This window comes from Paenibacillus sp. EC2-1 (genome assembly GCF_049311625.1).
Classification (GTDB): Bacteria; Bacillota; Bacilli; order Paenibacillales; family Paenibacillaceae; genus Paenibacillus_AQ.
The window spans coordinates 4,696,515-4,722,128 of record NZ_CP186006.1 but is presented as its reverse complement, the minus strand read 5'-3'; the positions used below and the strand labels follow the sequence as shown (position 1 = coordinate 4,722,128).

The following is a 25,614-nucleotide window of genomic DNA, read 5'->3' as shown; positions in this document are numbered from 1 at the left end:
CGGGTCATCTTAGACTAAAATTCTTTATGCTCTTGTTGCATATAGCTTCCTAGCTAACCGAGCACCACCATCTGCGGGAGAGTGATTATGTCTTCCTTGTATGAACGACAATTTCGGATATCGATTCAACAGGATATCACGGAAGCCATTGCGGAACACCGTCGAATGCCTGAATATAGATCCGGTACAGACGACATCGGTCTGTTCAAGCTCTTTATGTTTCCCAATTAAGGTTGTTGTCGTCTCCGCGAGTTCCCTCGCCTGATCCTGTAGTATGCTTTGGGCCAATAAATCGCCACCCTCTGCAGCTTCCACACAGTAACGTGCAAATGCAGCAATATCATTTCGACCAATAGAGGACTTGTAGACATACCCCTTGAGTTCTGAGATATGACTGAAATCATAAGCATCTGTAATGGCCTTTGTCATCGAGGTTGGCGGGAGCATTCCCTCAAGGCTCTTAATCACTGTCTTTAGACTCAGGAGACCGATCTGGTAACCACTGCCCTCGTCCCCCAGAATATGCCCCCAGCCACCTACACGATAAATTTCACCATTACTCGTGATGCCATAGGTGTTGGATCCGGTTCCTGAAATAACAAGAATGCCGTATTCGCGCTCCAAGGAAGCCATCAAAGATATTTCGGCCTCTGTTCGGATGGATATGGGGAAAGAAAGGCCTCGCTCTTCTTGATAATCACGTATGGAAGAGATGACGTTCTCCTTCTCTTGAATCGTGCTGATCCCGGACATGCCGAGACAAATGCCTTGAATCGCATATGTAGATATAGATGAGGATAGTGGTGCTAAAAGTTGGTCTAATACGTTCATGAGTTCTTGCATTGCACCTTCAAAAGTGACGACATACGGATTGGTTGAGCTTCCGGTATAGCGGGAGATTACCTTTCCTTGGATGTCTATGGCGGCAGCCTCTGTTTTTGTACCGCCTCCGTCAACGCCTATATAAATTTTCACTTGAACATCACTTCGCTTTCCATTGTTAGTATAGGAGATAAATATATTCATGTAAAATAAAATTTTAATAACATAATAATCAATTGAAATATTATTTCACACATTCTATAATGGACACAATCTAATATTTTGAAAGCGATATCATAAAAGAAGGGAAGGGATCGCCATGATACCGTTCAACCATGTCAAGAATGAGCCACGCATCATTATAGGTTTGATGTCTGGAACATCACTGGATGGCATTGATGCAGCAATCGTTCGGATTACTGGGAGCGGATTGCAGTCACAGGTGGAACTTCTCTATTACTACAATACACCTTATGATGCCTCGATTAGAGAACAATTGAAAGCTTTATGTAGTATTGAGCATTCCAGTAGTGCCAGTGTATGCAGTATGAATGCTTACTTAGGTAGGAAGTTCGCAGATGCAGCAATAAGGGCGGCTCAAGAGGCCAGGTTTTCAATGGATGAGGTTCATTTTATTAGTTCGCATGGACAGACCCTCTGGCACATCCCAGAAGGTGAGGCTGGTGATCCATTCTCAGTTCCTTCCACACTTCAGATTGGTGATTTGTCGGTCATTGCGAAGCATACAGGCAAAATGGTCGTGGGAGATTTCAGACCAGCAGATATGGCTGTTGGTGGGCAGGGGGCACCTCTTGTTCCTTATGGTGACTTTATATTATTTCGGCACGAAACCAAAGGCAGAATTCTTCAGAATATCGGGGGAATCGGCAATTGCTCGGCGATACCAAGCGGAGCTACTCCTTCTGAAGTATTCGCATTTGATACAGGTCCAGGCAATATGATCATGGATGAAGTGGTACATGTCTTATCCGAAGGCAAATTAACCTATGATCATGGGGGACGATGGGCAGCAGAGGGAACGGTAGATGGAGAATTGATTACAGAACTGATGTCACACCACTATTTTCAGATGGCCCCTCCAAAATCCACAGGAAGAGAACTGTTTGGTAAGGATTACGCAGTCTCTTTCTTGGAGATGGCGAGAGATAAAGGGCTTGCAGATGCAGATATCGTCGCTACGGCAACGGGGTTTACCGCTCGTTCGATTGCAGACAGCTACAGGAGATATGTATTCCCAGTTAGCGACATTCAGGAAGTCATAGTTTCGGGTGGAGGGGCTCATAATGCAGAGCTGCTTCGCATGCTTGCAGATATGTTGCCGCAGAAGCAAGTCATGACCTCGGCGCAGCTTGGATTTCATGATGATGCGAAGGAAGCCGTAATTTTTGCTCTACTTGGTAACGACTTTATGAATGGTATTCCGAATAATTTACCGGCAGCAACCGGTGCAAGCCGTCCGACAGTGATGGGCAAGCTGGCTTTGCCGTAAAGGGATAACTGAGCGCGGAAGAATCATCTACGAGAGGATGAAGAGTGTTGCTTAAACAGGCTATACGAGAACAGCTGACTGCGGTGGTGGGAGAGAAATGGTTTAAGGATGACAAAGAAAGTCTTGTCGCATACAGCTATGATGCTACGCCGTTATATCAATCCATGCCGGATGGGATTGTCTTTCCAGCGAGTACGCTCGAAGTATCCGATGTTGTGAAAATCTGTGCGGAGAACCGTATTCCGATAATAGGAAGAGGAGCAGGTAGCAATCTGTGTGGAGGAACGGTACCGCTTCAAGGCGGGCTTATCATCGTAATGACCCGAATGAATAAGCTGATTGAGATCGATACGGACAATCTTACAGCGACCTTCCAGACCGGACTAAATACGAAGCAATTCCACCAGATGGTGGAGCGCAGCGGACTGTTCTATCCACCAGATCCAAGCAGCATGATTATCTGTACGATGGGTGGCAATATTGCCCTTGGAGCAGGTGGTTTACGAGGGCTCAAATATGGGACCACCAAGGACTATGTGTTAGGACTTGAAGCTGTTCTGCCGGATGGAAGTATTATGCGCACGGGAGGCAAGCTTGTTAAAGATGCCGCAGGCTATGACTTAACCCGCTTGCTAGTAGGTTCCGGGGGGACGCTGGCCATCCTGACAGAAGCGACGGTCAAGCTTATTCCGAGACCGACTTATCGGCGGGCCATGGTTGCAATGTACGATGATATCTATGCAGCCGCACGCACCGTTTCCAACATAATCGCGAATCATATCTTTCCATGTACTTTGGAATTTATGGATCAACCGACACTTCAAGTCGTGGAGGACTTTGCGAAGATTGGTCTTCCGGTGCATGCCAAGGCCATGCTTGCGATCGAGCAGGATGGCAATGAAGAGGACGTAGAGCGTGATCTGAAGCGGATGGAAGAGATATGTCTAGAATCAGGGGCTACACAGATGAAGATCGCGGCTTCAGAGGAAGAAGGAGCGAAGGTGATGGAGGCTCGCCGTAGTGCACTTGCTGCATTATCTCGTCTCCGTCCGACAACGATTCTTGAAGATGCGACGGTTCCTCGGTCTAAGATTGCGGATATGGTAATTGAAGTTCAGCGTATAGCTAAGAAATATAACGTACAGATCTGCACATTTGGTCATGCAGGGGATGGAAATCTTCACCCTACAGCAATGACAGATGCGAGAGATGCCGAGGAAATTCATCGGGTGGAGCAAGCCCTTGCTGAAATATTTGAAGCGGCTATTGCGTTAGGCGGTACGATCACGGGAGAACACGGCGTAGGGATTGTTAAAGCCCCTTACTTAGAGTGGAAGGTGGGTGCTGCCGGCCTTAACATGATGAAACAGATAAAGGATGCGATTGACCCACAAGGTATTATGAACCCCGGTAAAATGTTTGCTGAGACACGGAAACGGATTGTGATGCATGAGCGGCTAGATTAACTGAAGTATGAAAGGGATGAGGGGAATGGAGAAATCACGCGGAGCGCTTGCGCAGCGTATGAAGCTGACGCTCGATGAAGAGCAGCTAACCAACTGCATGCGTTGTGGCTTTTGTCAGATGGCTTGCCCTACCTTTCTGGAGACAGGACTTGAAGCGGCATCCCCAAGGGGGCGAATTGCGCTGATGAAAGCGGTCGTGGACGGCGTTATGGAACCTGACGAGGCTTTCCAGAGCCAGATAGATCTGTGTCTTGGCTGTCGAGCCTGTGAGCCTGCATGTCCATCTGATGTGAAATATGGGCAGCTTATCGAACAGACAAGGGAAGCGATTGCGAAAGAGAAGGAATTTTCCCTACCCGTGAAGCTTGTCCGAAGGACATTCCTTCAAGGAATTTTTCCGCATAAGGGTCGCCTTCGATTTATGGGGAAGACGCTCAAATTGTATCAGACTTCAGGCTTACAGAGATTTGCTCGTTCATCCGGTGTGCTGAAGATGTTCCCGGAGCATCTTCAGCAGTTGGAGAGCGTGCTTCCTACGGTAACGGGAGACGGGCTTATGGATTTGTGGAAAAAGGCGGGCTTCCCTGTACGTACGGAGAAAACCACATCCGGAACCGACATGCTGATCATTCCGGCGGTAGGCGAAAAAGTATCGAGGGTAGGCATGTTCCGGGGCTGCATTATGGATGTAATGTTTGCGAAGACGAATGTGAATACAGTTCGCCTGCTGCGTCAGGCTGGCTTCGAAGTGGTAATTCCTGACGCTCAGGTATGCTGTGGAGCGCTGCATGCTCATGCCGGTGAGATGGATGATGCACGAAATTTAGCCAGTCAGAATCTAGCAGCCTTTCAAGAAGCGGGTGTGGACTATATCGCCAGCAATGCCGGAGGTTGTGGAGCACTCCTCAAAGAGTACGATCACCTAATGAAGGACGATGAAGACCCTCAGCTGCGCATACAGGCGAATACGTTTGCTGGGCAGGTGAAAGATATTTCCGAGCTGCTAAGAGATATCGGTCGTCCACTTGTACCGCTTGAAGATCATACGCATCAGAAGACATCAGTAAAGGTGACCTATCAAGATTCCTGCCACCTTCGGAATGTGATGCATGTCCAGGGACAGCCTCGGGATTTAATTCAACAGCTAGATGGCGTAAGTCTCTGCGAGCTTCAGGGAGCAGAGGTCTGCTGCGGCTCAGCAGGGATTTACAATATGACGCAGCCTGAGATGTCGATGGATTTATTGGACCATAAGATGGAGCATGTGAAAGACACCAAGGCCGAAGTGGTAATCACCTCGAATCCAGGGTGCTTGCTGCAGATGAAGTGGGGGGTTGAGCGTGCTGGTGCTCAGGATCGTGTTGAAGCTGTTCATTTAGTAGACTTTCTGTCAGAACGAGTTCACCTTTACGATCAAAATAATGATGCTTGAATGCTAATATTATTCTATGTAAAACGACCTGAAACAAGTGAAAAAGAGATACGGAAATGGGATTATGACATGTATTGATGGGGTTTCTCCATGTTTTTTAGGCTGGAGTACAGGTATAGTTAGATCAAGTTGAAGCCCAGAATTCTAGGAGGAATCATTCATGTCTAAAATAACGTTTATTGGTGCAGGCAGTACTGTATTTGTTAAAAATGTGCTTGGAGATGTCATGTCAACACCTGCGTTGCAAGGATTCGAACTTGCTTTATTCGATATTGATCCGGAGCGTCTGCAAGATTCCGAGCGGTTGCTTAACAGCATTAAGAGCACGCTTGGCAGCACTTGCGTTATCAAAGCATATTCAGACCGGAAGGAAGCTTTACGAGGTGCCAAATATGTAATTAATGCAATTCAGGTTGGCGCATACGATCCATGTACGATTACAGATTTTGAAATTCCTAAGAAATATGGCTTGCGTCAGACGATTGCAGATACGGTTGGGATTGGCGGCATTTTCCGTAACCTTCGTACGATTCCAGTGATGCTTGATTTTGCCCGGGATATGCAGGAAGTGTGCCCGGATGCTTGGTTCCTGAACTATACGAATCCGATGGCGGTTCTAACGAATGTCATGAATACAGCGGGTGGTGTGAAGACGGTTGGTCTGTGTCACAGTGTTCAGCACTGCGTATCAGAACTGTTCAGAGCGCTAGATATGGATCAGCGTGGTGTGGAGTCCAAAATCGCGGGTATTAACCATATGGCATGGCTTCTGGAAGTGAAAAAAGACGGAATTGATCTCTATCCAGAAATCAAACGCCGTGCTGCCGAGAAGCAGAAGGAGAAGCATCATGATATGGTTCGCTTCGAGCTCATGCTTCGCTTCGGTTATTATGTGACAGAATCATCTGAGCACAATGCGGAGTACCATCCTTACTTTATTAAGCGCAACTATCCGGAATTGATCGAGCAGCTTAATATTCCTCTTGATGAATATCCACGTCGTTGTGTGAATCAGATTAACGGCTGGAAGGAAATGCGTGGGAAACTGTTCGAAAGTCAGAGTATCGAGCATACCCGTTCCCACGAGTATGCTTCCTACATCATGGAAGCTATGGAGACGAATGTTCCTTTCAAAATCGGCGGCAATGTCATGAACACAGGCCTAATTACGAATCTGCCGAAGGAAGCATGCGTTGAAGTACCATGTTTAGTTGATTCATCAGGCGTTACACCAACATATGTAGGTGATCTGCCACCGCAGTTGGCAGCATTAAACCGTACAAATATCAATACTCAGTTGCTCACAATAGAAGCGGCCCTTACCGGCAAAAAAGAGCATATCTATCATGCTGCGATGTTAGATCCGCATACAGCAGCTGAATTATCGCTAGACGATATTACAGCTCTGTGTGATGACCTCATTGAAGCGCACGGAAACTGGCTACCTAAGTTTAAGTAATGTCCTAATTGTACTGAATCTACAAGTAGAGATGGCTCTTCCTACCGCTATATGCAGGTACAGGGAGGGCCTTTTTGTGATTAATACACGTAAGAAACATACCCTATCAAAAAATTATCATGTTCAATGTAAGAGCATCTGAGATGAAAGTGCTGCAACTAATAACATCAATTAACGTCAGAAATAATGAGGTGATTATGATGAGGAAGCGTTCATTATTTCTGTTCATATGCTGCGTATTTCTATTTGTGAGTGCATATGTTATCAAACCTTCGGAGGCACTTGCTTGTTCATGTGCTGAACCGCCAAGTGTCGAGGAAAATTTGCAGCGTAAAACAGCTGTGTTCACAGGGAAAGTGATAAGGATTGAACAGCCTAAACCAGAAGAAGACGGAAGCATATCTTCGGCTGTACCTGTCAAAATCACCTTAGAGGTAGCTAAAGTGTGGAAAGGCGAGCTTGGAAAGGAAACGGATGTATATACGGCAAAAGATGGGGCTAGTTGTGGTTATGGAGATTTTGCGCTGGATCAGGAGTTCATTGTATTTGCCTACGGAAAGCCTGATCGGCTTGAGACGGGGGTGTGCGAGGGCAATAAACCTGTATCCAAGGCCGAGAAGGAGATTACGGCACTTGGAGAAGGATACGCGCCTTCCAGTCATATCAAGCCTACGAATCATTCTGATACTGGAAGCACCAATGAAAGCCTGCCAATCCGTTTTATTGTGATCGCACTGATCATTACAGTTGTGATGTGTATTACTGTACTCTTGTATGTTCGGATTAAGAGAAGGGGCAAGCGTCAATAATGTGTTTATAGACTCGGAGGAAGTGAGGGATAGAAATGAAGGTTGATCTAAGGTTGCTATTTCTATTGCGAACACAATCGGCTGCCGGGTCGAAGACCTTTATGAATTGATCCCTGCGGAAGAAATGTAAAATTTTAATTGTTACTATTGGCAGAACACAAGGAAGAATGCTATAATGCTCTTAATTAGTGAAGGGGAGTAGCTCTACAATAAAGTCGTCATTACGTGACATTCGTGTCTCCGGCTTTGTTGGCAACGAAAGTTGTTTGCGAGACCTTTGCCGTTAAACGGTAAAGGTACCTATTCCTGCTTTGCGCCTACGGATAATACCTTTACCACCGACTTTGGGGGGTAAGGGTATTTTTTGTTCCCTTGAACCGAAGTGTTCGGATCATATCATAGAAGGGAAGAATGCTATTGGATACGGGATTGTTGCTAGAGTACTTGTGGGTTCTATTGGTGTTAATCGGTTTGGAGGGAATCCTCGCTGCGGATAATGCACTTGTCATGTCGATCATGGTCAAGCATCTTCCGGAGAAAGAGAGAAAGAAGGCATTGTTTTATGGGTTGGCTGGGGCATTTGTATTTCGTTTTGCCTCGCTTTTCATTATTTCGTATTTGGCCGATGTTTGGTACGTTCAGGCTTTAGGAGCCGTATACTTGTTATACATTAGTATCAATCACATCATAAAACAATTGTTTGTGAAGAAGCAGGCCCATATGAAAGAAGCCGTGAAAAAAGACGAGAAATTCTGGGTCACTGTACTTAAAGTAGAACTTGCAGATATCGCTTTTGCAGTGGATGCGATCTTGGCAGCCGTTGCGCTTGCATTAACATTGCCAGCAACAAGTTTACCGCAAATTGGTGGAATGGATGGAGGACAGTTCCTCGTTATTTTTGCCGGCGGTATTATTGGTCTCATTATTATGCGTTTCGCGGCAACGTATTTCGTCAAATTGCTGGAACGGAAGCCAGGTCTTGAAACAGCAGCATTCCTGATTGTTGGATGGGTTGGTGTTAAGCTTGCTATATACACACTCGCTCACCCTGAGATCGGTGTTCTTGAGAAGACTTTTCCGAAAAGCACAGGGTGGAAACTTACCTTCTGGGGTGTACTAATATTGATTGCGGTTCTCGGCTTTTTCCTCTCGAAGGATAAGAGTGACATGACGAAATCAGAACAGAAGCAGCTAGAGTCCTGATTAGACTTGAGGATGCAAGGTAATATTTTTTATAAGTGCATGCATGTTGTGGATACTCCCATACAGGAGTAGAATGTTAATGACAGGCAGTACTTTGTTATTAATGAATCAGCCTTATTGGCCGATTGTTTCGGGATAGGCAAGTGCCTGTACTCGAGATAACTGGCCTGTAAGGCTTTTTTTGAACTTTTGTGCGAGAAAAAAAGAATAGGGAGTGCAGAAATGATTATCATCAAGACGAAAGAACAGATTGACGCAATGAATGAGGCTGGGAAGTTACTTGCAGAATGTCACCGGCGTATTGCTGGAATGATTAAGCCCGGCGTGACCACGACGGAGATCGATCAGTTTGTCGAGAAATTTCTTGCAGAGCGTGGAGCTCATCCGGAACAAAAGGGTTATAATGGCTACCCTTATGCGACTTGCGCATCGGTAAATGATGTGATCTGTCACGGATTTCCTAGCGATGTTCCACTAAAGGACGGGGACATTGTAACGATTGATATGGTTGTGAAATTAAATGGATGGCTAGCGGATTCCGCATGGTCTTATGCGGTTGGCAACATCTCTGAGGAAGCACAGCATCTGTTAGACGTAACGAAAAAAGCACTGTATCTTGGTATTGAGCAAGCGGTGATCGGGAATCGTATCGGGGATATTTCGAATGCCATACAGACCTTTGCTGAATCGGAGAACTTGTCTGTCGTACGTGATTTTATTGGCCATGGTATTGGAGAGGATATGCACGAAGAGCCGCAAGTTCCTCATTATGGACCTCCGCATCGTGGGACTCGCTTGAAAGAGGGCATGGTTATTACGATTGAGCCGATGCTGAATCTAGGTTCATACGGCACGAAAATCGATGCAGATGGTTGGACTGCAAGGACGATTGATGGTAAATTGTCAGCACAATATGAGCACACGCTTGCGATTACGAAGGATGGCCCGCTCGTTCTGACAGAGCAGAATGTGTAAATACTTTTCTGGTTTTTAGTATAGTACTTGTAGTTTCCAGACGTTATAATAGAATCAATTTTACGTATGAAGGGATAATGGACATGACGATAAAAAAAGCATTGACGATAGCTGGTTCGGATACGAGTGGTGGTGCTGGTATTCAAGCGGACCTGAAAACTTTTCAGGAGTTTGATGTATATGGTATGACAGCACTCACGACCATTGTGTGCATGGAGCCGAAGACATGGAACCACCAGGTATTCCCGGTAGCACTTGATGTTGTGGAAACGCAGCTTAAGACCGTAATTGAAGGAATCGGTATAGATGCCATGAAGACCGGTATGCTTGGTTCCGTTGATATTATAGAGCTTGTGTCACAGTATATGGATCGCTTTAACCTGAAGCGGGTTGTTATTGATCCTGTTATGGTATGTAAGGGAACCGATGAAGTACTTCAGCCTGAGAATACGGAAGCGATGATTGAATTCCTTCTACCACGGGCAGACTTGGTGACACCGAATTTATTCGAAGCTTCTCAGCTTGCGAAGTCTGGTCCAATCAAGAGCCTGGAACAGATGCAAGAAGCTGCTGCTGTTATTCACAGCTTGGGCGCGAAGAACGTTCTGATTAAGGACAGAGGTAAAATCAAAGAAGGCAAGGCGATGGATCTGCTGTATGATGGTACTAACTTCGAGTGGTTTGAAGCGGATGCCGTCGTTACTCAGTATACGCACGGTGCAGGTTGTACTTCATCTGCAGCAGTGACAGCTGGTCTCGCAAAAGGACTTACGGTGCGTGAATCTGTACAGCAAGCGAAGTCCTTCATTACCCAAGCGATTGCTAATGGATTCAAATTAAACGAGTTTGTTGGACCGACACGTCACTCAGCTCACCGCAGTAAGTAATGAATTTAAGCGAAGTAGCCTATGGCAGAATGATGTCTACATGAACAATAGACAGAGCTTTCTCGTAAGTGGATTTTCTACTACGGGAAAGCTTTTTTTGTATTCACCATGGATGTACAAGCCTTTATTCATGCGTGATTGAGATGTTAGGCGCCTTGATTCATCATAATGTGATATAATTCAAAAAAAGGGTCTTCTGGGGACTTGAGAAAATGTTTAGGGGTTGGGATATGTTTCAGGATGTGTTGGATTTTTTAATGAAGTTTGGTCCATGGGGATTGTTTATTCATTCATTTTTGGATGCTGTGATTTTTCCAATTCCTGCATTCTTTCTTCAAGTTTCTTTAAGTTTACTTAATCCGTCAACGGCTCTTTGGTTGGCTACCGCTGGATTTATTGGCTGTTTGCTAGGTACCCCTGTCGGTTACATGATCGGTAAATTGCTTGGTAAGTCGGTACTATATAAAATATTGAAAAAAGAATGGATCGATGCTGCTACCGAGAGATTTCAGAAGAACGGTGAGGCTGCTATTCTGGTGGGGTCTTTTACACCTATTCCATTTAAAGTCTTTACGATCTTGTCCGGTTGCTTGAATTTTCCACTATGGCGCCTGATTGCGTATGCTGCCATTGGGAGAGCCACTAAGTTCTATGTTGTTGGGATTCTGTTCTACTTGTACGGAAGATCAGCAGAGGGTATGGTCAAGAACGTGTCGCTTTATATTTTCATTATTGCAGTACCGTTACTGTTGATAGGTGTGTATTGGAACCGGAGACGTAAACGCAAACGCAATGAGGCGATCCAGGCTGAAACGGATCAACCTGCTTCGGAGGTAACGATTTCTGATCAGCAAACCCCTTCAGCGTAAATATTACTAAAGAGATACCTTCAACATGTATTGTTTATATAGCACGAAGAAGCAGCCAATTTGGCTGCTTTTTTTAGTTACCGTCATAAACAAAAACAGGAGATTACCTAATTAGGCATATCTCCCGTTCTATTCGTATGGTGAAGCTGTGGATGCAGCGTTATTAACCTGTTTTTCCAAATCTGAATATTTTCCCTCTTTCTTTTGGGACTGTTACAGGATGGAAGGTTGGAGAGCAAAGCGAAGGATTAACCATATCGGATAAGTAGTGATGTAGAGGTCCACGGTATACTTCATTTAATTGTGTTGAATTCGTAAAGTCCTCTGGAGTGACCAAGTGAGGAGGTTTATTCACCGGATGTAGTCCGGCTCTTTCGAAGACCGTTGCTACGAAGTGAGAACAGAAGTAGGCATCTGCACGATCAATATGAAGTCTGAATAAGATACCAAGCAGTCCAAGCAAGTTGTACTTGTAGCGATCCTGATTGCACATCATTTCCTTAACTAAGTTGTACATGCGCTGGTAATCATCTGCGCTGACAGTGCAGCGGTAGATCGCACAATCGGAGGTGTAAAAAAAAGGGGCTCTTAAATTCTCGCGTACTAAACCACCATTGAACGGGTTGTTCGCTTGTTTACGACCGAAGCTGTAAACTTCATGCAGATCGGAATCAAACGCGATAGATGCATGATTCAGCGGGGCATTCGTAAAGCATTGGATCATCCTGCTGAACCAGGTTCCCGTGCCCGTAAGCACGATCCAAATATTTTGTTCCGTATACATACTCGCAAACTCCTTTGTTAACGGTCATACCTATACTTTCATAATATGCTTGCTTCTTCCACAATAAACGAAAAGAGCCACCTATTCAAGTTAAAAAAAACCAATTTTTTTCAAATTAGATAGGATTGGGTTCATGAAAAAAGTACGTCCCGGATAAGTAGACAATAAAGATGAAAAGACAAAAAAATACGACGATTTATGATAAAAATTTCAGCTGTTACACTTGTTTGAAGGAGAATGGAATCCCCTGCTAGAATTGTATCAACAATGCTGTACACGAAGGATTGGGGGAAAATCGTATAATGACAAATGGCACAAGTCTGAGCAATCACATTATGGTTCAGGCTATAGATAAAGCACCGATTGGAACGGTATTCATTAATTCCGAGGGAAGAATTATTAAGGTTAACCCTGCCATATGTTTATTGGTTGGATGTGGTGAGGATGATCTAATGAATCATTCCATACACGAGTGGATTCATCCCGATGATGCTCCGTTAGTCAATAATCATTTTTCAAATTTGTTTAAAGGCAAGCAGTCCACCTACCAAGTTGAGTTAAAGCTTCTTCATACATTGGGCCATACCTTATGGGTATCTTGCACACTTTCTGGTGTGAAGAATGATGAAGGGAGACTCGGTGGATTTGTCGTGTATTTAACGGATCTAACGGCTCAAAAAAGAGCGGATTCATACGCCGAAGAAATGATGATTCAGTCGGACAAGCTATCGATGGCTGGACAACTGGCCGCAGGTATAGCACATGAAATTCGAAATCCGATGACATCAATCAAAGGCTTTGTTCAGCTTATGCGTTCGGGCTCAAGAAGTAAAGAGGAGTATTTTGACATCATTTCTTCTGAAATCGAACGAATTGAGTTGATCCTTGGCGAACTATTGATTTTAGCTAAGCCTCAGAGCATTAAATTTGAACGGAAAGATATACGTCTTCTTCTTGAACAGGTTATTCCGCTGCTTAATACGCAGGCCATCCTCAACAATGTGGAGATCATAACGATCCTTGGACCTGATCCATGCTATGTGTACTGTGTTGAGAGTCAAATGAAGCAGGTGTTTATTAATTTTATTAAAAATGCAGTAGAATCCATGCCACGTGGAGGAAGCCTCACCATACATATGGAGTGCAGTAGTATGAATCAAGTGGTTATTAAGTTTATAGATGAAGGTTGCGGAATTCCGGAGGCGATTCTGACCCGGCTTGGAGAACCGTTTTATACAACGAAAGAAAAGGGGACCGGTCTTGGTTTCATGATCAGTAAGAAGATGGTTGAAAATCATTACGGACAGGTGGCAGTCTCAAGTAAGCCGAATGAGGGGACCATCATAGAAGTTTCATTACCACTTGTACATATACCGAAGTAATGATAAAACTCTTGACCAGATGTACCCTTATACCTACAGTAGAAAGATATAGAACGAAGGAGGGCTGTTCATGAGTCGTACTCAATTGATGAAGGATCCTAAACGGCGAAAACTGCTCTTCAGTGCGGGCCTAAGCTGGATGTTTGATGCAATGGACGTAGGTATGATTTCTTTTGTTGTAGCGGCGCTGGCTACAGAGTGGTCGCTAAGCCCACAGCAGGTGGGTCTACTGACAAGTACCACGTCCATAGGAATGGTATTTGGAGCGGCACTCGCTGGTTTTTTTGCAGATAAGTATGGACGAAAGAATATTTTATTGTGGACTCTGCTTATCTTTTCAGCCGCTAGCGGACTATCTGCACTTGCGACGGGGGTTGCAATGCTGTGCGTGTTCCGCTTTATCGCGGGAGTCGGTCTCGGAGGGGAATTGCCGGTAGCCTCCACGTTAGTATCTGAGAGTATGCCTGTGGAGGAGCGGGGAAGGGCGGTTGTACTCCTTGAAAGCTTCTGGGCAGCAGGCTGGATTTTATCCGCGCTGATTGCTTACTTTGTAATACCGCATTTTGGATGGAAGATGGCGTTTGTGATTGGAGCTTTACCTGCATTTTATGCGCTTTACTTACGCCGGGCCATTGAAGACTCGCCTAGATATCTTCAGCAGAAGAAAGCCGTTAAGCTGTCTGTCCAAGAGCGAATTAAGTCTGTCTGGTCTAAAGAGCATCGCAAGACGACAATCATGTTATGGGTGCTATGGTTTACGGTTGTTTTTTCATACTACGGAATGTTCTTATGGTTGCCGACCGTGATGGTAGATAAGGGCTTTAGTCTGGTCAAAAGCTTTCAGTACGTACTCATTATGACAATTGCACAACTGCCAGGTTATTTCACCGCAGCTTATTTCATTGAGAAGTTTGGGCGGAAATTTGTTCTGGTTACCTATTTGATCTGTACTGCGCTCAGTGCAATATGGTTCGGATATGCGGATTCCGTGGGTATGCTGCTTGCTGCTGGTATAAGTTTATCGTTCTTTAATCTGGGGGCTTGGGGCGGATTGTATGCCTATAGTCCGGAGCTATATCCGACTCGTGTACGCTCTACCGGTGTTGGACTTGCAACATCGTTTGGAAGGGTCGGCGGTGTGATTGCACCGTTATTGGTTGGGGTATTGAAAGGAAATGGAACGAGTATTGAAGCCATTTTCGTCATGTTCTTCATTACCATACTGGTAGGTGCGATTGGCGTGATCCTTCTGGGTAAAGAGACAAAAGGCAGGGAGCTAGCCGATTAGCTCATTCATGAGTAGAAATCTAAGAGGGGCAGCCCTATGGTCTTGATTCGACCATAGGGCTGCCCCTCTGTACGTTTGGCTTATCGTTCTTACACTTCCATGATGGAAGGCATAATATATGGACTGCGTCCGAGTTCTCTTTTGAAATAACGGGTCAAAGACGTGGTAGTAAGGTGTTCCCATGCTGCACGGTCATATTCACGCTGCTCACCAGTCTTGTTCAGCTGCTTGCGCAGCATAGCTTCTGCTCTACGCAGCAGAGGTTTGGAATCTTGCATGTATACAAAACCGCGTGTAATGAGTTCAGGTCCAGCAAGTAACTTTCGTGTCTCCGGGTTAATGGTAATCGCAACAATTACTACACCGTCATGTGCGAGCTGGACACGTTCCTCAAGCAGTTCTTTTTCATGTACGCGAAGCTCACCGTTATTGATATATACATCACCTGACGGGATATTACGGCCTTTACGCGCTCCGTTACGGAACAATGAAAGCGTGTTTCCAATATTCATAAGGTAGATATGATTCTCTTTAACACCGACTTGTACAGCCAAGTGACGATGATTGAGCATCATCCGATATTCACCGTGAATGGGAATGAAATACTTCGGACGCAAGCTACTCAGCATTAACTTCAAATCTTCTCGGCAGCCGTGTCCTGACGTATGGATGTCCAGCACAGAACCATAGCGAACTTCCGCTCCTGCACGCATCAATAGATCGATACTGCGGTTAACGTTCTGCGTATTCCCTGGAATAGGAGATGATGAGAAGATGACTGTATCGTCCGGATGGATCTGGATGGAACGATGCGCACCTGATGCAATTCGAGTGAGCGCCGCATTCGGCTCCCCCTGACTTCCTGTACAGATGATGAGAACTTGCTCGTCACGGTAGCGGTTAACAGCTTTCACATCAATGATCATCCCGTCCGGTACACGAATGTATCCAAGTTCCTGTCCGATCGTGAATACTTTTTCCATACTGCGACCAACGATAGCAATCTTTCGGTTCGTCTGAATAGCTGCGTCTACAACCTGTTGGAGACGGTGTACATTCGAAGCAAATGTGGCGAATAAAATTCGACCCGGACATTCCTGGAACTGCTTCAAAATAGATTCGCCGACAGTTCGTTCAGAAGGTGTGAAGCCTTCACGCTCACTATTCGTGCTGTCCGCAAGTAGGGCAAGCACGCCACGTTGACCAATGCTCATAATTTTGTGCAAATCTGCAGGTCGATCCTGTGGTGTGAAATCGAATTTGAAGTCCCCCGTGTGAACGATTGGACCGTATGGGGTCTCCACGACAATGCCGTAAGCATCCGGAATGCTATGGGTTGTCCGGAAGAAATGGACAGACAGATACTTGAAAGAGATGGTTTCACTTTCATGGAATACACGTAGATCACTTTGATCTAGTAGACGATGCTCTTCCAGTTTAGCTCGAACAAGCCCAATGGTTAACGGCCCACCGTAGATTGGCATTTGAATCTGACGCAGCACATAAGGAATGGCCCCAATATGATCTTCGTGACCGTGTGTTAGGAATAGACCCTTGATCTTATGTTTATTATCAATCAGGTACCGGATATCCGGAATGATATAATCTACGCCGCTCATCTCAGCGTCAGGGAACTTCAGACCTGCATCAATAATAATAATTTCATTCTTAAATTCAACACCGTACATATTCTTACCGATTTCACCGAGACCTCCAAGTGCAAATACACGTACAGGTGGCGATGAAGGTTTTGGCTTTTTGGAAGGGACCGTCTGAATCTTTTCTGTTAAAAGGGGTTTAGACATAATGTAGAAGAATTCCTCTCTATGGTAATTAAGGGCATTGCCCTGATATATTTAAATGAATGATTCCGAGTATCTCTAATTAAGATAGCAGAAAGTAAGAGTTTAATGAAACGATATTCTGAAATAGAGACTAAAACGACAAAGCGGTTATTTATTTTCTGAAAAATGCCAAGGGACAGTCACCCATTCTCCTCTTTTTTATAATCTGTAAGAAGAGGAGGGCAGCCCATGATTAAGCCATTGATGCTTGATGATGTTATCAAGACATCTGACATATATGAACCTTGGCAGCTGGATGCCATAAATAAATGGACGATAAAGATGACAGACCGAGAATCGAAGTTTCCATGTATTCCGGCCGTTCAAGGATATGCCTTGAATCATCTGAGGTACGGATTTGTCAATAATACAGAAGAAATCGATGCCGCAGAGCAGCTTGCCAATCTGTTACAAAGTTTCGGTGAACAGTCGAGAACATTCGGTTCTTATACATCACTAATCGTATTTATTGATACCGAAGTTAAGCCGCATTGTAATGATGGAGTAGAATATTACGAGCGATTATTCTGGTCCTTACTTAGCCGAACGACCGCGATGGATCGTAAGCCTTGGCCATCTCATTTACCTTATGACCCTTCGGATCACTTATGGGAGTATTGTTATGATGGCGAACCTTATTTCGTATATTGCGGAACTCCTGCACATACAGTGAGGCGGAGTCGAAGTTTTCCTTACATGGTTCTTGCATTTACACCGCGATGGGTCTTGGAGAATTTCAACTCGATACCCCTACAGGCCGAGAAGACTAAACAGATGATTCGAAAAAGACTGTACGCCTATGATCCCGTACCCCCGCATCCAGATTTAAAGATGTATGGAGCCGAGGACAACTACGAATGGAGGCAGTATTTCCTACGTGACCGAGAAGATTCTCTGCCAGCCTGTCCATTTGCTTCTATGTATCATAAGTATGAGAGCAGGAAGTAATCCTGTCATTACGATCCTAAGAACCATTCAAAAGAGGGTTTAGATGCACAACATTAACTTAGTTGTGCAGAATTTCACCGCGCTACTCTAATATTGATCTTCTGTAAGTTTAACACTTTTATGCGAAGGTGTGGAGCAAGAAAGTTTAAAAGAGGCTCTTGGAACGGTGAAAATAGATAAATAAGTGAACAGATCAACGTTTTTTTTACGCAGATGGTGTGAAATTCACTCATGTATAGTTCTGTGATACACAATACAACAGCCGTTGATAGGGCGGGCATAAAGCCTGAACATCAACGGCTGTTTTTTTGCTTGATAGACATTCGTTGAACTTAATGAACCGAAATCGTATATACCCCACGCCCATTTTCCAGCGTCACCTGTTTATCGTTTACTTCTGTACGTGATAACTTGTCGACGGGAATGGTAAATGTACTATCGGGAAGTGGAGCCTCCTCGTTGTCCGTAATAATTACACCACTGCCATGAAGTAAAAGTGCTTTGCAGGCAATATAATCATCTACGGAGCAATTATCACCATTGCGATATCCGATAAACTCCAGTAGCATGCGAACCTCATCTAAGTCATCTTGTTCGCGTTTTTTTATTAAAATCGTTTGATTCGTATGGGATTTTAACCACTCTGATACATCTTCCAGTGGATGTTTCATGCGCCTACACCTTCCTCTAGTGCGAATTTGTTGTACTGGTAGTCATTACCCAAAATGCCTCAGACTATTTCATCAATTCATGGGTTGGTTTCATGATCAAACTTCAACTTCTTCTAAAGTGTTTAATTATAGGAGATGGATAAAAATTCAAGTTGAAAGGAATTCGTCATGAAGAGACTTTGGATGGGTATGACGTTGACCATTGTGATGGTAGCCGTGAGCTGGATCGGAAATGTGTGGTACTTTAAAGCTCAGCAGTTAGGGGAACCTTTATTTTTGGAGCATCATATTGAGATGACTGCAATAGCAGGGGATATTTTTGATTTATATTATCTTGAGGATTTGAACGGGGAGAAGAAGGTAAGTTCGATTTCAATACCTGATTTCCCCGAGATAAGGATTACGACACAACAACCTGATTATCAGCGATACAGCCATCAACAGTTAGGAAGATTTATTATGTCTCTGCCATCGGATATTGCTGGATTGGGTATGGACGATGCTGATACTCCGAAAATCATTCGGACAGCATTCGTACAGTTCAATGACGGAACGTCAAAGGAAGTAGACATTGGTGAGATTCGGCTGAAAAAGCTTTTTATCGATAAGGATAAATCACCAGTGAAATGGTCCTCGGGAGGATCTTCTTCAGATTTAGCAGGGTTTGATACAGTTCAAATTGAACGTCCTGTATCGCTTCAGGGGATCAAAACGAATTATCTTTCCTTAATTAAATCTGGCCAACTAAAGCTGTATATAGACACTATAACGGAGTCGCCTGGCACTACCTTTCAGATGAATGAAAGTGAGGACGGGGGAATATTGCTTGAAGGAGTTCCGTTTCAAGAACTGGAACTGCCTCAAAAGTTTCATAAGGGGGATGCGATTCACTTCTCCTATAAATATATTCCCGAAGAAATAAGTGCAGATATCTACAGTATTCATCTCGAAATTGAATTTATGGAAGAGGACCAGCTATGGGACCACACGATACACATTAAATTCGCTCCTTCTTTTACAGAAAAGGCGATTCGTAACTTGGTAAGAGACAGGAGGGAAGCTAATGAGTAAGGCTTGTTATCAGGTATCGTGGGGGCTTCTGTTAATCTTGATTGATATCCGGATTGAGTTTTTCGATCTACTTCCGGATATTTTAGGTTATATTTTGCTGCTTGCCGGTTTTAATCGTTTGAAGCAGGAGAATCGATATTTTGAGATCGGAAATAAGGCAGGATGGCTGGTCATGATCGTATCTATTATTCAGTTCCTTACAACGTTTGGGCAACAACCTTCTTCAATGTATTCATTCGGAGATATGACCTTGATGGAAGCAGCGATGCAGATCGTTTCATTAATCGGTAATATGATCCTTGGATATTGTATCTGCAAAGGAATTGAGTGTCGGGCTGAAGGGTTAAAGCAAACTGTGTTGAAACAAGCGGCGCAGACTCGTCTTCGCTTTTTCCTGATCATTCAACTCATGTGGCTGATTGTTATGCCATTTAGCCTGAATCTAGATCAGGATATTATGATCCCGATCCTTTTCGCATTAGGAATTGCTGTTATCATCTCTTGGTTATCCATTGTTTTGTTAGCGCGGGCTGCTGGGCGTTTGTGGAAAGATAGACCGGCTATCGCATTGTAAAATAAAGAACATTTACATTTGAATACAACGATATAAAAAAGAAGGATACCCGGTTCATCATGGGTAGCCTTCTTATGTTTGGGGTTTGGCAAGCAACGTCTTTTTTAGAAACCTGATTGCAAAGAAATTATGATACCATAGGAGTACCGTCAATTTTCATGTGATGCTCAGTTACCTTGTTCATGCGATTTATATACAATAGTTACACCGAGGTGGTTGTAGGTTTCTTCTTTGTAATGATGGTCAGGGCAGTGCTTAGTCAGCGACATTTGATCATAATGCGATACGAGCTTTTGGTCACATTCAGGACATCTGTCTTGGAACAATGATATGAATTTGCTGAACATATGACAAGCACCTCCTGTTTTCCGATGAACTTACTAGGTTTTATTATAATTCAAAATTTCTGGTTAGTACAGTATTAATGTTGCCTAATTGAATCCATTTCATAATATCTTTAGCTGCTCATCAGTTACCTATCATTTCGTCTTTATAATGAGTTATGAAATGGATTTGAATGGATATACAAAAATAACGAATGGAGATCGTCAACATGGTTTTAGAGTATTTCATCATGATTTGCATTGGTCTTGTCGGTTCTTTTTTCTCGGGACTGCTCGGTATCGGGGGCGCCATCATAAATTTCCCCCTTCTGTTATACGTACCCGAGTGGTTCGGTTTTACAGGCTTCACGCCGAAAGAGGTCGCTTCGATTAGTATGCTGCAGGTGTTTTTTGCATCGTTATCAGGCATGGTATCGAACCGCATAAGCTCTAAGGGAGGCCCTTCCCTCGTACATAAGAGGCTTGTACTCCAGATGGGTTTGAGTACCCTGATCGGAAGCTTGATTGGTAGTGTCGCTTCCTCATTTCTGAATAGTGCTACGATCAATATGATTTATGGATTTCTGGCGGTAATAGCTGTGGTGATGATGGTCATTCCTACGAAAGCCTCGTCAGAGAATAAACCTGTAACAGAGGTTACTTACAATGTACTCCTAGCTGTTTCCGCTGCCTTCCTCGTGGGTATTGTATCTGGTATTGTAGGGGCAGGAGGAGCATTTATTCTAATTCCGATTATGTTGACCTTACTCAAGATTCCTACGAGAATTACCATCGCCTCTTCACTTGCCATTGTATTTCTCTCAGCGGTGGGAGGGGTTACAGGAAAATTAACAGCAGGTGATATTCCGGTGTGGCCCGCTGTATTTGCTGTTATTGGCAGTTTATTAGGTGCTCCTCTGGGAACTTATTTGAGCCGAAGAATGAATGTGAAAATGCTCCGTTATGCGTTGGTCGTTTTGATTGCAGTGACAGCCGTGAAAATTTGGATCGATATTTTAGTATAAGTCATACACACAAACTGCAAGGGAAGAGGAGGCAATATCAATGAATAGAAACCAGATCGGCTCATCGGATTTGTATGTGGGTGAAATAGGACTGGGATGTATGTCTTTAGGAACCGAAGAGAAGCAAGCGATTCGGCTTGTCCATGAGGCGCTTGAGCAAGGAATCAATCTGCTGGATACGGCTGATCTTTATGATGCAGGAATGAACGAAGAGCTGGTCGGTAAAGCACTAAAGGGACGCCGTAACGACGTAATCCTTGCGACCAAGGTTGGTAATCGCCGTGTTCCTGACCAAGAAGGCTTGGTATGGGATCCATCGAAAGAATATATCAAAGCGGCAGCCAAAGAAAGTATGCGTCGACTCGGTACTGATTATATTGATTTATACCAACTGCATGGTGGTACGTTGGATGACCCGATTGATGAGACGATAGAGGCTTTTGAGGAGCTGAAGCAAGAAGGCTGGATCCGGTATTATGGTATATCCTCTATTCGCCCGAATGTAATTCGTGAGTACGTGAAAAGATCGAATATCGTTAGCGTTATGATGCAGTATAGCATTCTGGATCGTCGGCCGGAGGAAGCAGTCTTGCCACTCCTTGCGGAGCACGGGATATCTGTCATTGCCCGAGGACCAGTGGCCAAAGGTATTCTGAGTGATCGAAGTGAAGAGAAGTCAGCAAAAGGCTACCTAAACTATACAAAAGAAGATTTACTCCATGTGACAAAACAGCTGAATAAGGAATTTACTCCTGAGCGTACGTTATCCCATACGGCTATCCGGTATGCACTAGCACATCCGGCAGTAGCCTGCGTCATCCCGGGGGCAAGCTCTGTGGATCAGCTTCGGCACAATGCTGCTGCAGGAGATATGGAGCCTCTTTCACCGCAGGAGATTCAGACGATTCAAGTCATTAGCCGAGCGAATCAGTATGAGCAGCATCGGTAGGTAGGATGATTCCTTTACATCATAAATAATCAATGATATGAAAATTTAATATACTGTAGGATGTATGCCCGGTGAGCCCAAACAAAGGCCCTCCGGGCATATTTAAGGATTAAATAGAAAATTAATCAAAGGTAAATGCTAAGCGAAACAAACTTTTCTTAAATCTGATTCGTTTCCATAATAAGAACCGCGCGGACTTATTTTATTATTGTTGGAATGAAAGGGTATAACACATGATTACGATTGAGCATCTATCCAAAACCTACCGAAAAGGCAAATGGGCACTTCTCGATGTTTCACTTACATTCGATAAAGGAATGACGGGGCTGCTTGGACCAAACGGTGCGGGTAAAACAACGTTGATGCGTATTCTGGCTACACTTTTGGCGCCGACTTCAGGGCAAGTCACGGTAAATGGTATATCGCTCGGAAGGCCAGAAGAAATTCGGAGTATGCTCGGCTACCTTCCACAGCACTTTCATATTTATCCACAGATGACCGGACGTGATTATCTTGATTATGTCGGTGTGATGAAAGGTCTAACAGACCCGGCCTTGCGTCGTAAGGAAATTTCTAAACTTTTGGAGATGGTCAATTTACAGGAAAAGGCGGATAAAAAGGTTCGAACCTACTCTGGGGGAATGAAGCAGCGTATAGGAATTGCGCAAGCTTTGCTTGGTTCACCAGATGTACTCATCGTAGATGAGCCTACGTCTGGTCTCGATCCACAGGAGAGGGTAAGGTTTCGAAATATGTTGACTCGGTTCAGCATCAATCGGACAGTGCTGCTATCCACTCATATCGTAGCTGATATTGAGAGCAACTGTCGTAAGGTTGCAGTCATGAATCAAGGCAGTCTTCTGATGACAGGTGATCTGGAGGATCTTCAAGCCTGTGGTGAGGGGTATGTGTGGGAAGCAGTATTAAGTCCTGCCCAGTTCGCAGCCGTTGATCCGGCTACCATTATTTCGACGCGTACGGTGCCAGAAGGAATGATCTGCAGACTGACTGGCGATGAACCTCCGCTGAGCGGGGCGGTTCGGATAGAGCCAACGCTTGAGGATGGTTACTTAGCGCTGCTGAGGAGGGACAGGGAATGAAAAAGTGGCTGAAACATGGGCTGCTCGAAATTCGATTGTTATTGGGAAACCCTGTCTTCGCGTTATTTCCTGTTATATATGGTGCTTTGTTTCTTGTATTTTCGCTTGATTCTTTAGAATACATCGATTCTGAAATATATAATCAGTTGATTCAATATCATTCCGTTGCCCATACCATTTCCCTTGGGCCAGCGATGATGATTGGTATTTTGATGGTTCGGCGAGATATCAGACGATCGTCTTTTGAATGGAACCGGAGTTTGCCTGTTTCCTTCAGCATGCTGTTGTCGACCAAGTATGTCGTGGGATTCTTGTATATGACACTGTTCACCATACCGACGTCAATTATATTTTACGTTTTGTCCGTAGGACAAGGTGTCGATGGAAGTATTGCGTTGCGACATACGATGAATATTGCAGTCCAAGCAGAAGTGTCCTATTTGGTTACACTCGCATTAGCGATGTTACTTGCTGTCTGTATACCGAATCGTGTGGTGTACCTGATTGGGTTCTGTGCATGGATGTTTGGTACCTTTTTTATGGATATCTTTCTTATCGAACAAGCTGGACTTTCTGCAATCAAAACATTTCACTTGAGCCAGTTTTTCCTTAGTACAGCCCCAATGGGTGATGAAAGCTGGGGGTATGAGCTGTTTAGAGGGGAGCTTAATCAGTCCCGTGTATTCGTACTTGCTTTTACACTTCTAATGTTGATGGTCAGCCTTCTGCTACTGAACCGAACGCGTCCTACGATGACTATTAAATATTGCTGGGTTTTCGTTGCAGGAGCTGTAATCTTGTCCACTGTCGCATTTGTACCCTATGCATCGATGTGGCAGGATCGGTATGCTGTAATTCGTGAGATTGAGAATGATCCGAGTTTAAGAGTAGCAGGAACAGATTTTTCGAAGGATAAACGATTAACGATTTCCAGTTATGATATTACATTAGAGAGAAATAAGGATGATCTGCTCGTGCTTTCAGCTAAGCTGGAAGTACCAAATAAGGAACTTGCGGATAGAACCTCGTTTCCACTTACTCTTCATCGAACCTTCCAAGTGAGTAAAGTGCTTGTTCAAGGTGTTGATACCACATTTCGTCGGCAAGGAGATCATTTGAATGTGGAAATTCCGAATGAAGTAAAAGGAAATCTACAGATTGATGTATTGTACAGTGGAAAAATGATGAATTTTCTAAAGAGATATAATATCGAGAAGTATCCTGCGTTCAGTGTTGGTACTGAGGTGAATTTGCCAAAGTCTATGGCATGGTACCCACTTCCTGGACATCAAGATGTTTATGTGGATGATTATGATCCCACTCGTATATATACAGGTTTTTACTATTCAGCAATGTACTTCCCGCCAGCAGCTATGACACTGAGGGTGGAGGGTTATTCGAATCCATTGTATACAGGTATTCCCGAGCTGGTACGTAAAGAAGGCTACCAAGAGTTTGCTGGCAGTGAGGTAAGGGGGCTTACGCTTATAGGTAGCCGTGATTGGCTGGAACTGGAGTATGAGAATCTTCCGATTACGTTAGTTACGACACCATATAATAGGAGATATAGTCAGGAAATAATGAGCGAACTGACTGGAAAGTATGAATATTTCTCAAGTTGGATTCCTGAGTTTAGACCTAGAATTACACATGTTATGTACCTCGGCAGGAGTGTAGCTGCTTCGGATGAACATACGAAAGTCGATAATAAAATGATTCTATCGCTAGTGAATTTTATCAATGATCCTTCAACGGATGGTTTGTCGAGTGATTGGATGAATACCATGATGTTTGGGGGTCAAGAAGGATTAAGCATCTATACTAGCAGTGAAGAGACAGCTAAGGATGTTCGAGGGAAAATCAGCAGCTTATTCTGGTACCTGTATTACCGGGAAGCAGCAGGCTTAAGTGATGAGGAGATTGTGGATCAATACGGATGGAAGCGATCTATTCAATTGCTGACTATGAAAGATAAGGATTACGATCCGAAAGGGATTGGTCGTAAGATGCTGAAGCAGGTTTCGAAAGCACTTGATCAGGGGAAAGAGCGTGAAGTTAAGAAGCTCCTTCTGCATTTTTACAACCAAGGTATTAGTCAACCAGGTAGAAGAGAGAATATGTATCTAAATGAACAGGCAATATCCTTGGATGAATGGAATCGAGCGTGGGATAAGGTTGTGGGTAGTCCTCGTTCAAATCCCAAAAAGTAGAGATCAATCCTGA

General features: G+C 44.2%; 23 protein-coding genes. 18 read left to right on the top strand and 5 right to left on the bottom strand.

All coding sequences use genetic code 11. The features are described from left to right. Positions 1-24: 24 nt before the first annotated feature. Positions 25-1,026, bottom strand: coding sequence for a BadF/BadG/BcrA/BcrD ATPase family protein (locus tag ACK8P5_RS22190; protein ID WP_422658385.1), 1,002 nt, complete (start codon positions 1,024-1,026; stop codon positions 25-27). A gap of 115 nt (positions 1,027-1,141) precedes the next feature. Here ACK8P5_RS22190 and ACK8P5_RS22185 point away from each other — a divergent pair, with 115 nt between their 5' ends. From ACK8P5_RS22185 to ACK8P5_RS22145, 9 genes are all read left to right on the top strand, one after another. Further along, positions 1,142-2,332: an anhydro-N-acetylmuramic acid kinase gene (locus ACK8P5_RS22185; protein WP_422658384.1), complete on the top strand. Its 1,191-nt coding sequence runs from the start codon at positions 1,142-1,144 to the stop codon at positions 2,330-2,332. A 47-nt stretch (positions 2,333-2,379) separates the two neighbouring features. Next, complete coding sequence (locus ACK8P5_RS22180) at positions 2,380-3,798, top strand: FAD-binding oxidoreductase (protein WP_422661550.1); 1,419 nt, start codon at positions 2,380-2,382, stop codon at positions 3,796-3,798. Positions 3,799-3,823: 25 nt separating this feature from the next. Beyond that, entirely contained in the window at positions 3,824-5,230 is a 1,407-nt protein-coding gene (locus ACK8P5_RS22175; protein ID WP_422658383.1) for a (Fe-S)-binding protein, read from the top strand. 160 nt (positions 5,231-5,390) lie between these two features. Further along, positions 5,391-6,689, top strand: a complete 1,299-nt coding sequence (locus ACK8P5_RS22170) for an alpha-glucosidase/alpha-galactosidase (protein WP_422658382.1) — start codon at positions 5,391-5,393, stop codon at positions 6,687-6,689. Positions 6,690-6,889: 200 nt separating this feature from the next. Continuing rightward, positions 6,890-7,498, top strand: coding sequence for a hypothetical protein (locus ACK8P5_RS22165; protein WP_422658381.1), 609 nt, complete (start codon positions 6,890-6,892; stop codon positions 7,496-7,498). A 417-nt stretch (positions 7,499-7,915) separates the two neighbouring features. Then, positions 7,916-8,701: a TerC family protein gene (locus tag ACK8P5_RS22160; RefSeq protein ID WP_422661549.1), complete on the top strand. Its 786-nt coding sequence runs from the start codon at positions 7,916-7,918 to the stop codon at positions 8,699-8,701. A gap of 222 nt (positions 8,702-8,923) precedes the next feature. Beyond that, positions 8,924-9,676 carry a type I methionyl aminopeptidase gene (gene map / locus ACK8P5_RS22155; protein WP_422658380.1) on the top strand — a complete coding sequence of 251 codons (753 nt, stop codon included), beginning with the start codon at positions 8,924-8,926 and terminating at the stop codon, positions 9,674-9,676. Between the two features lie 83 nt (positions 9,677-9,759). After that, positions 9,760-10,563 (top strand): pyridoxine/pyridoxal/pyridoxamine kinase, encoded by an 804-nt coding sequence (gene pdxK, locus ACK8P5_RS22150; RefSeq protein ID WP_422658379.1) that lies wholly within the window; start codon positions 9,760-9,762, stop codon positions 10,561-10,563. Positions 10,564-10,793: 230 nt separating this feature from the next. Further along, a complete protein-coding gene (locus ACK8P5_RS22145; RefSeq protein ID WP_422658378.1) occupies positions 10,794-11,432 on the top strand; it encodes a YqaA family protein in 639 nt (212 codons plus the stop codon). Between the two features lie 163 nt (positions 11,433-11,595). Here the strand turns inward: ACK8P5_RS22145 and ACK8P5_RS22140 are convergent, their stop codons facing one another. Next, positions 11,596-12,216: a hypothetical protein gene (locus tag ACK8P5_RS22140; RefSeq protein WP_422658377.1), complete on the bottom strand. Its 621-nt coding sequence runs from the start codon at positions 12,214-12,216 to the stop codon at positions 11,596-11,598. A 302-nt stretch (positions 12,217-12,518) separates the two neighbouring features. On the opposite strand from ACK8P5_RS22140, the gene ACK8P5_RS22135 reads away from it, so the two are divergent. Together ACK8P5_RS22135 and ACK8P5_RS22130 are read left to right on the top strand one after the other, a co-directional pair. Further along, positions 12,519-13,598, top strand: coding sequence for an ATP-binding protein (locus ACK8P5_RS22135; protein ID WP_422658376.1), 1,080 nt, complete (start codon positions 12,519-12,521; stop codon positions 13,596-13,598). Positions 13,599-13,668: 70 nt separating this feature from the next. Further along, positions 13,669-14,886 (top strand): MFS transporter, encoded by a 1,218-nt coding sequence (locus tag ACK8P5_RS22130; RefSeq protein ID WP_422658375.1) that lies wholly within the window; start codon positions 13,669-13,671, stop codon positions 14,884-14,886. 89 nt (positions 14,887-14,975) lie between these two features. Here the strand turns inward: ACK8P5_RS22130 and rnjA are convergent, their stop codons facing one another. Next, complete coding sequence (gene rnjA, locus ACK8P5_RS22125; RefSeq protein ID WP_422658374.1) at positions 14,976-16,691, bottom strand: ribonuclease J1; 1,716 nt, start codon at positions 16,689-16,691, stop codon at positions 14,976-14,978. Between the two features lie 228 nt (positions 16,692-16,919). Here rnjA and ACK8P5_RS22120 point away from each other — a divergent pair, with 228 nt between their 5' ends. Then, positions 16,920-17,678: a YqcI/YcgG family protein gene (locus tag ACK8P5_RS22120; protein WP_422658373.1), complete on the top strand. Its 759-nt coding sequence runs from the start codon at positions 16,920-16,922 to the stop codon at positions 17,676-17,678. Between the two features lie 332 nt (positions 17,679-18,010). On the opposite strand, the gene ACK8P5_RS22115 is transcribed toward ACK8P5_RS22120, so the two are convergent. Next, positions 18,011-18,349 carry a hypothetical protein gene (locus ACK8P5_RS22115; protein WP_422658372.1) on the bottom strand — a complete coding sequence of 113 codons (339 nt, stop codon included), beginning with the start codon at positions 18,347-18,349 and terminating at the stop codon, positions 18,011-18,013. Positions 18,350-18,517: 168 nt separating this feature from the next. Here ACK8P5_RS22115 and ACK8P5_RS22110 point away from each other — a divergent pair, with 168 nt between their 5' ends. Then, positions 18,518-19,420 carry a hypothetical protein gene (locus ACK8P5_RS22110; RefSeq protein WP_422658371.1) on the top strand — a complete coding sequence of 301 codons (903 nt, stop codon included), beginning with the start codon at positions 18,518-18,520 and terminating at the stop codon, positions 19,418-19,420. Next, positions 19,413-19,994, top strand: coding sequence for a hypothetical protein (locus ACK8P5_RS22105; RefSeq protein WP_422658370.1), 582 nt, complete (start codon positions 19,413-19,415; stop codon positions 19,992-19,994). The genes ACK8P5_RS22110 and ACK8P5_RS22105 overlap by 8 nt, the downstream gene beginning before the upstream one ends. Positions 19,995-20,161: 167 nt before the next feature. Here the strand turns inward: ACK8P5_RS22105 and ACK8P5_RS22100 are convergent, their stop codons facing one another. Continuing rightward, the gene (locus ACK8P5_RS22100; RefSeq protein WP_422658369.1) at positions 20,162-20,341 is read right to left on the bottom strand and encodes a hypothetical protein; all 180 of its coding nucleotides are present in this window, start codon (positions 20,339-20,341) and stop codon (positions 20,162-20,164) included. Between the two features lie 191 nt (positions 20,342-20,532). Here ACK8P5_RS22100 and ACK8P5_RS22095 point away from each other — a divergent pair, with 191 nt between their 5' ends. The 4 genes from ACK8P5_RS22095 to ACK8P5_RS22080 all read left to right on the top strand — a co-directional run bounded on the left by ACK8P5_RS22095 (position 20,533) and on the right by ACK8P5_RS22080 (position 25,601). Next, positions 20,533-21,342, top strand: a complete 810-nt coding sequence (locus tag ACK8P5_RS22095) for a sulfite exporter TauE/SafE family protein (protein ID WP_422658368.1) — start codon at positions 20,533-20,535, stop codon at positions 21,340-21,342. 40 nt (positions 21,343-21,382) lie between these two features. Then, positions 21,383-22,291 (top strand): aldo/keto reductase, encoded by a 909-nt coding sequence (locus ACK8P5_RS22090; RefSeq protein WP_422658367.1) that lies wholly within the window; start codon positions 21,383-21,385, stop codon positions 22,289-22,291. A 233-nt stretch (positions 22,292-22,524) separates the two neighbouring features. Continuing rightward, positions 22,525-23,391 carry an ABC transporter ATP-binding protein gene (locus ACK8P5_RS22085; RefSeq protein ID WP_422658366.1) on the top strand — a complete coding sequence of 289 codons (867 nt, stop codon included), beginning with the start codon at positions 22,525-22,527 and terminating at the stop codon, positions 23,389-23,391. Next, positions 23,388-25,601, top strand: coding sequence for an ABC transporter permease (locus ACK8P5_RS22080; RefSeq protein WP_422658365.1), 2,214 nt, complete (start codon positions 23,388-23,390; stop codon positions 25,599-25,601). Before ACK8P5_RS22085 ends, ACK8P5_RS22080 begins: the two co-directional genes overlap by 4 nt. Positions 25,602-25,614: the final 13 nt, after the last annotated feature.

Coding starts and splice junctions, on each gene's coding strand:
- ACK8P5_RS22190 (WP_422658385.1), bottom strand. CDS start 1,026: ATGAATATATTTATCTCCTATACTAACAATGGAAAGCGAAGTGATGTT.
- ACK8P5_RS22185 (WP_422658384.1), top strand. CDS start 1,142: ATGATACCGTTCAACCATGTCAAGAATGAGCCACGCATCATTATAGGT.
- ACK8P5_RS22175 (WP_422658383.1), top strand. CDS start 3,824: ATGGAGAAATCACGCGGAGCGCTTGCGCAGCGTATGAAGCTGACGCTC.
- ACK8P5_RS22170 (WP_422658382.1), top strand. CDS start 5,391: ATGTCTAAAATAACGTTTATTGGTGCAGGCAGTACTGTATTTGTTAAA.
- ACK8P5_RS22165 (WP_422658381.1), top strand. CDS start 6,890: ATGAGGAAGCGTTCATTATTTCTGTTCATATGCTGCGTATTTCTATTT.
- map (WP_422658380.1), top strand. CDS start 8,924: ATGATTATCATCAAGACGAAAGAACAGATTGACGCAATGAATGAGGCT.
- pdxK (WP_422658379.1), top strand. CDS start 9,760: ATGACGATAAAAAAAGCATTGACGATAGCTGGTTCGGATACGAGTGGT.
- ACK8P5_RS22145 (WP_422658378.1), top strand. CDS start 10,794: ATGTTTCAGGATGTGTTGGATTTTTTAATGAAGTTTGGTCCATGGGGA.
- ACK8P5_RS22140 (WP_422658377.1), bottom strand. CDS start 12,216: ATGTATACGGAACAAAATATTTGGATCGTGCTTACGGGCACGGGAACC.
- ACK8P5_RS22135 (WP_422658376.1), top strand. CDS start 12,519: ATGACAAATGGCACAAGTCTGAGCAATCACATTATGGTTCAGGCTATA.
- ACK8P5_RS22130 (WP_422658375.1), top strand. CDS start 13,669: ATGAGTCGTACTCAATTGATGAAGGATCCTAAACGGCGAAAACTGCTC.
- rnjA (WP_422658374.1), bottom strand. CDS start 16,691: ATGTCTAAACCCCTTTTAACAGAAAAGATTCAGACGGTCCCTTCCAAA.
- ACK8P5_RS22120 (WP_422658373.1), top strand. CDS start 16,920: ATGATTAAGCCATTGATGCTTGATGATGTTATCAAGACATCTGACATA.
- ACK8P5_RS22115 (WP_422658372.1), bottom strand. CDS start 18,349: ATGAAACATCCACTGGAAGATGTATCAGAGTGGTTAAAATCCCATACG.
- ACK8P5_RS22110 (WP_422658371.1), top strand. CDS start 18,518: ATGAAGAGACTTTGGATGGGTATGACGTTGACCATTGTGATGGTAGCC.
- ACK8P5_RS22105 (WP_422658370.1), top strand. CDS start 19,413: ATGAGTAAGGCTTGTTATCAGGTATCGTGGGGGCTTCTGTTAATCTTG.
- ACK8P5_RS22100 (WP_422658369.1), bottom strand. CDS start 20,341: ATGTTCAGCAAATTCATATCATTGTTCCAAGACAGATGTCCTGAATGT.
- ACK8P5_RS22095 (WP_422658368.1), top strand. CDS start 20,533: ATGGAGATCGTCAACATGGTTTTAGAGTATTTCATCATGATTTGCATT.
- ACK8P5_RS22090 (WP_422658367.1), top strand. CDS start 21,383: ATGAATAGAAACCAGATCGGCTCATCGGATTTGTATGTGGGTGAAATA.
- ACK8P5_RS22085 (WP_422658366.1), top strand. CDS start 22,525: ATGATTACGATTGAGCATCTATCCAAAACCTACCGAAAAGGCAAATGG.
- ACK8P5_RS22080 (WP_422658365.1), top strand. CDS start 23,388: ATGAAAAAGTGGCTGAAACATGGGCTGCTCGAAATTCGATTGTTATTG.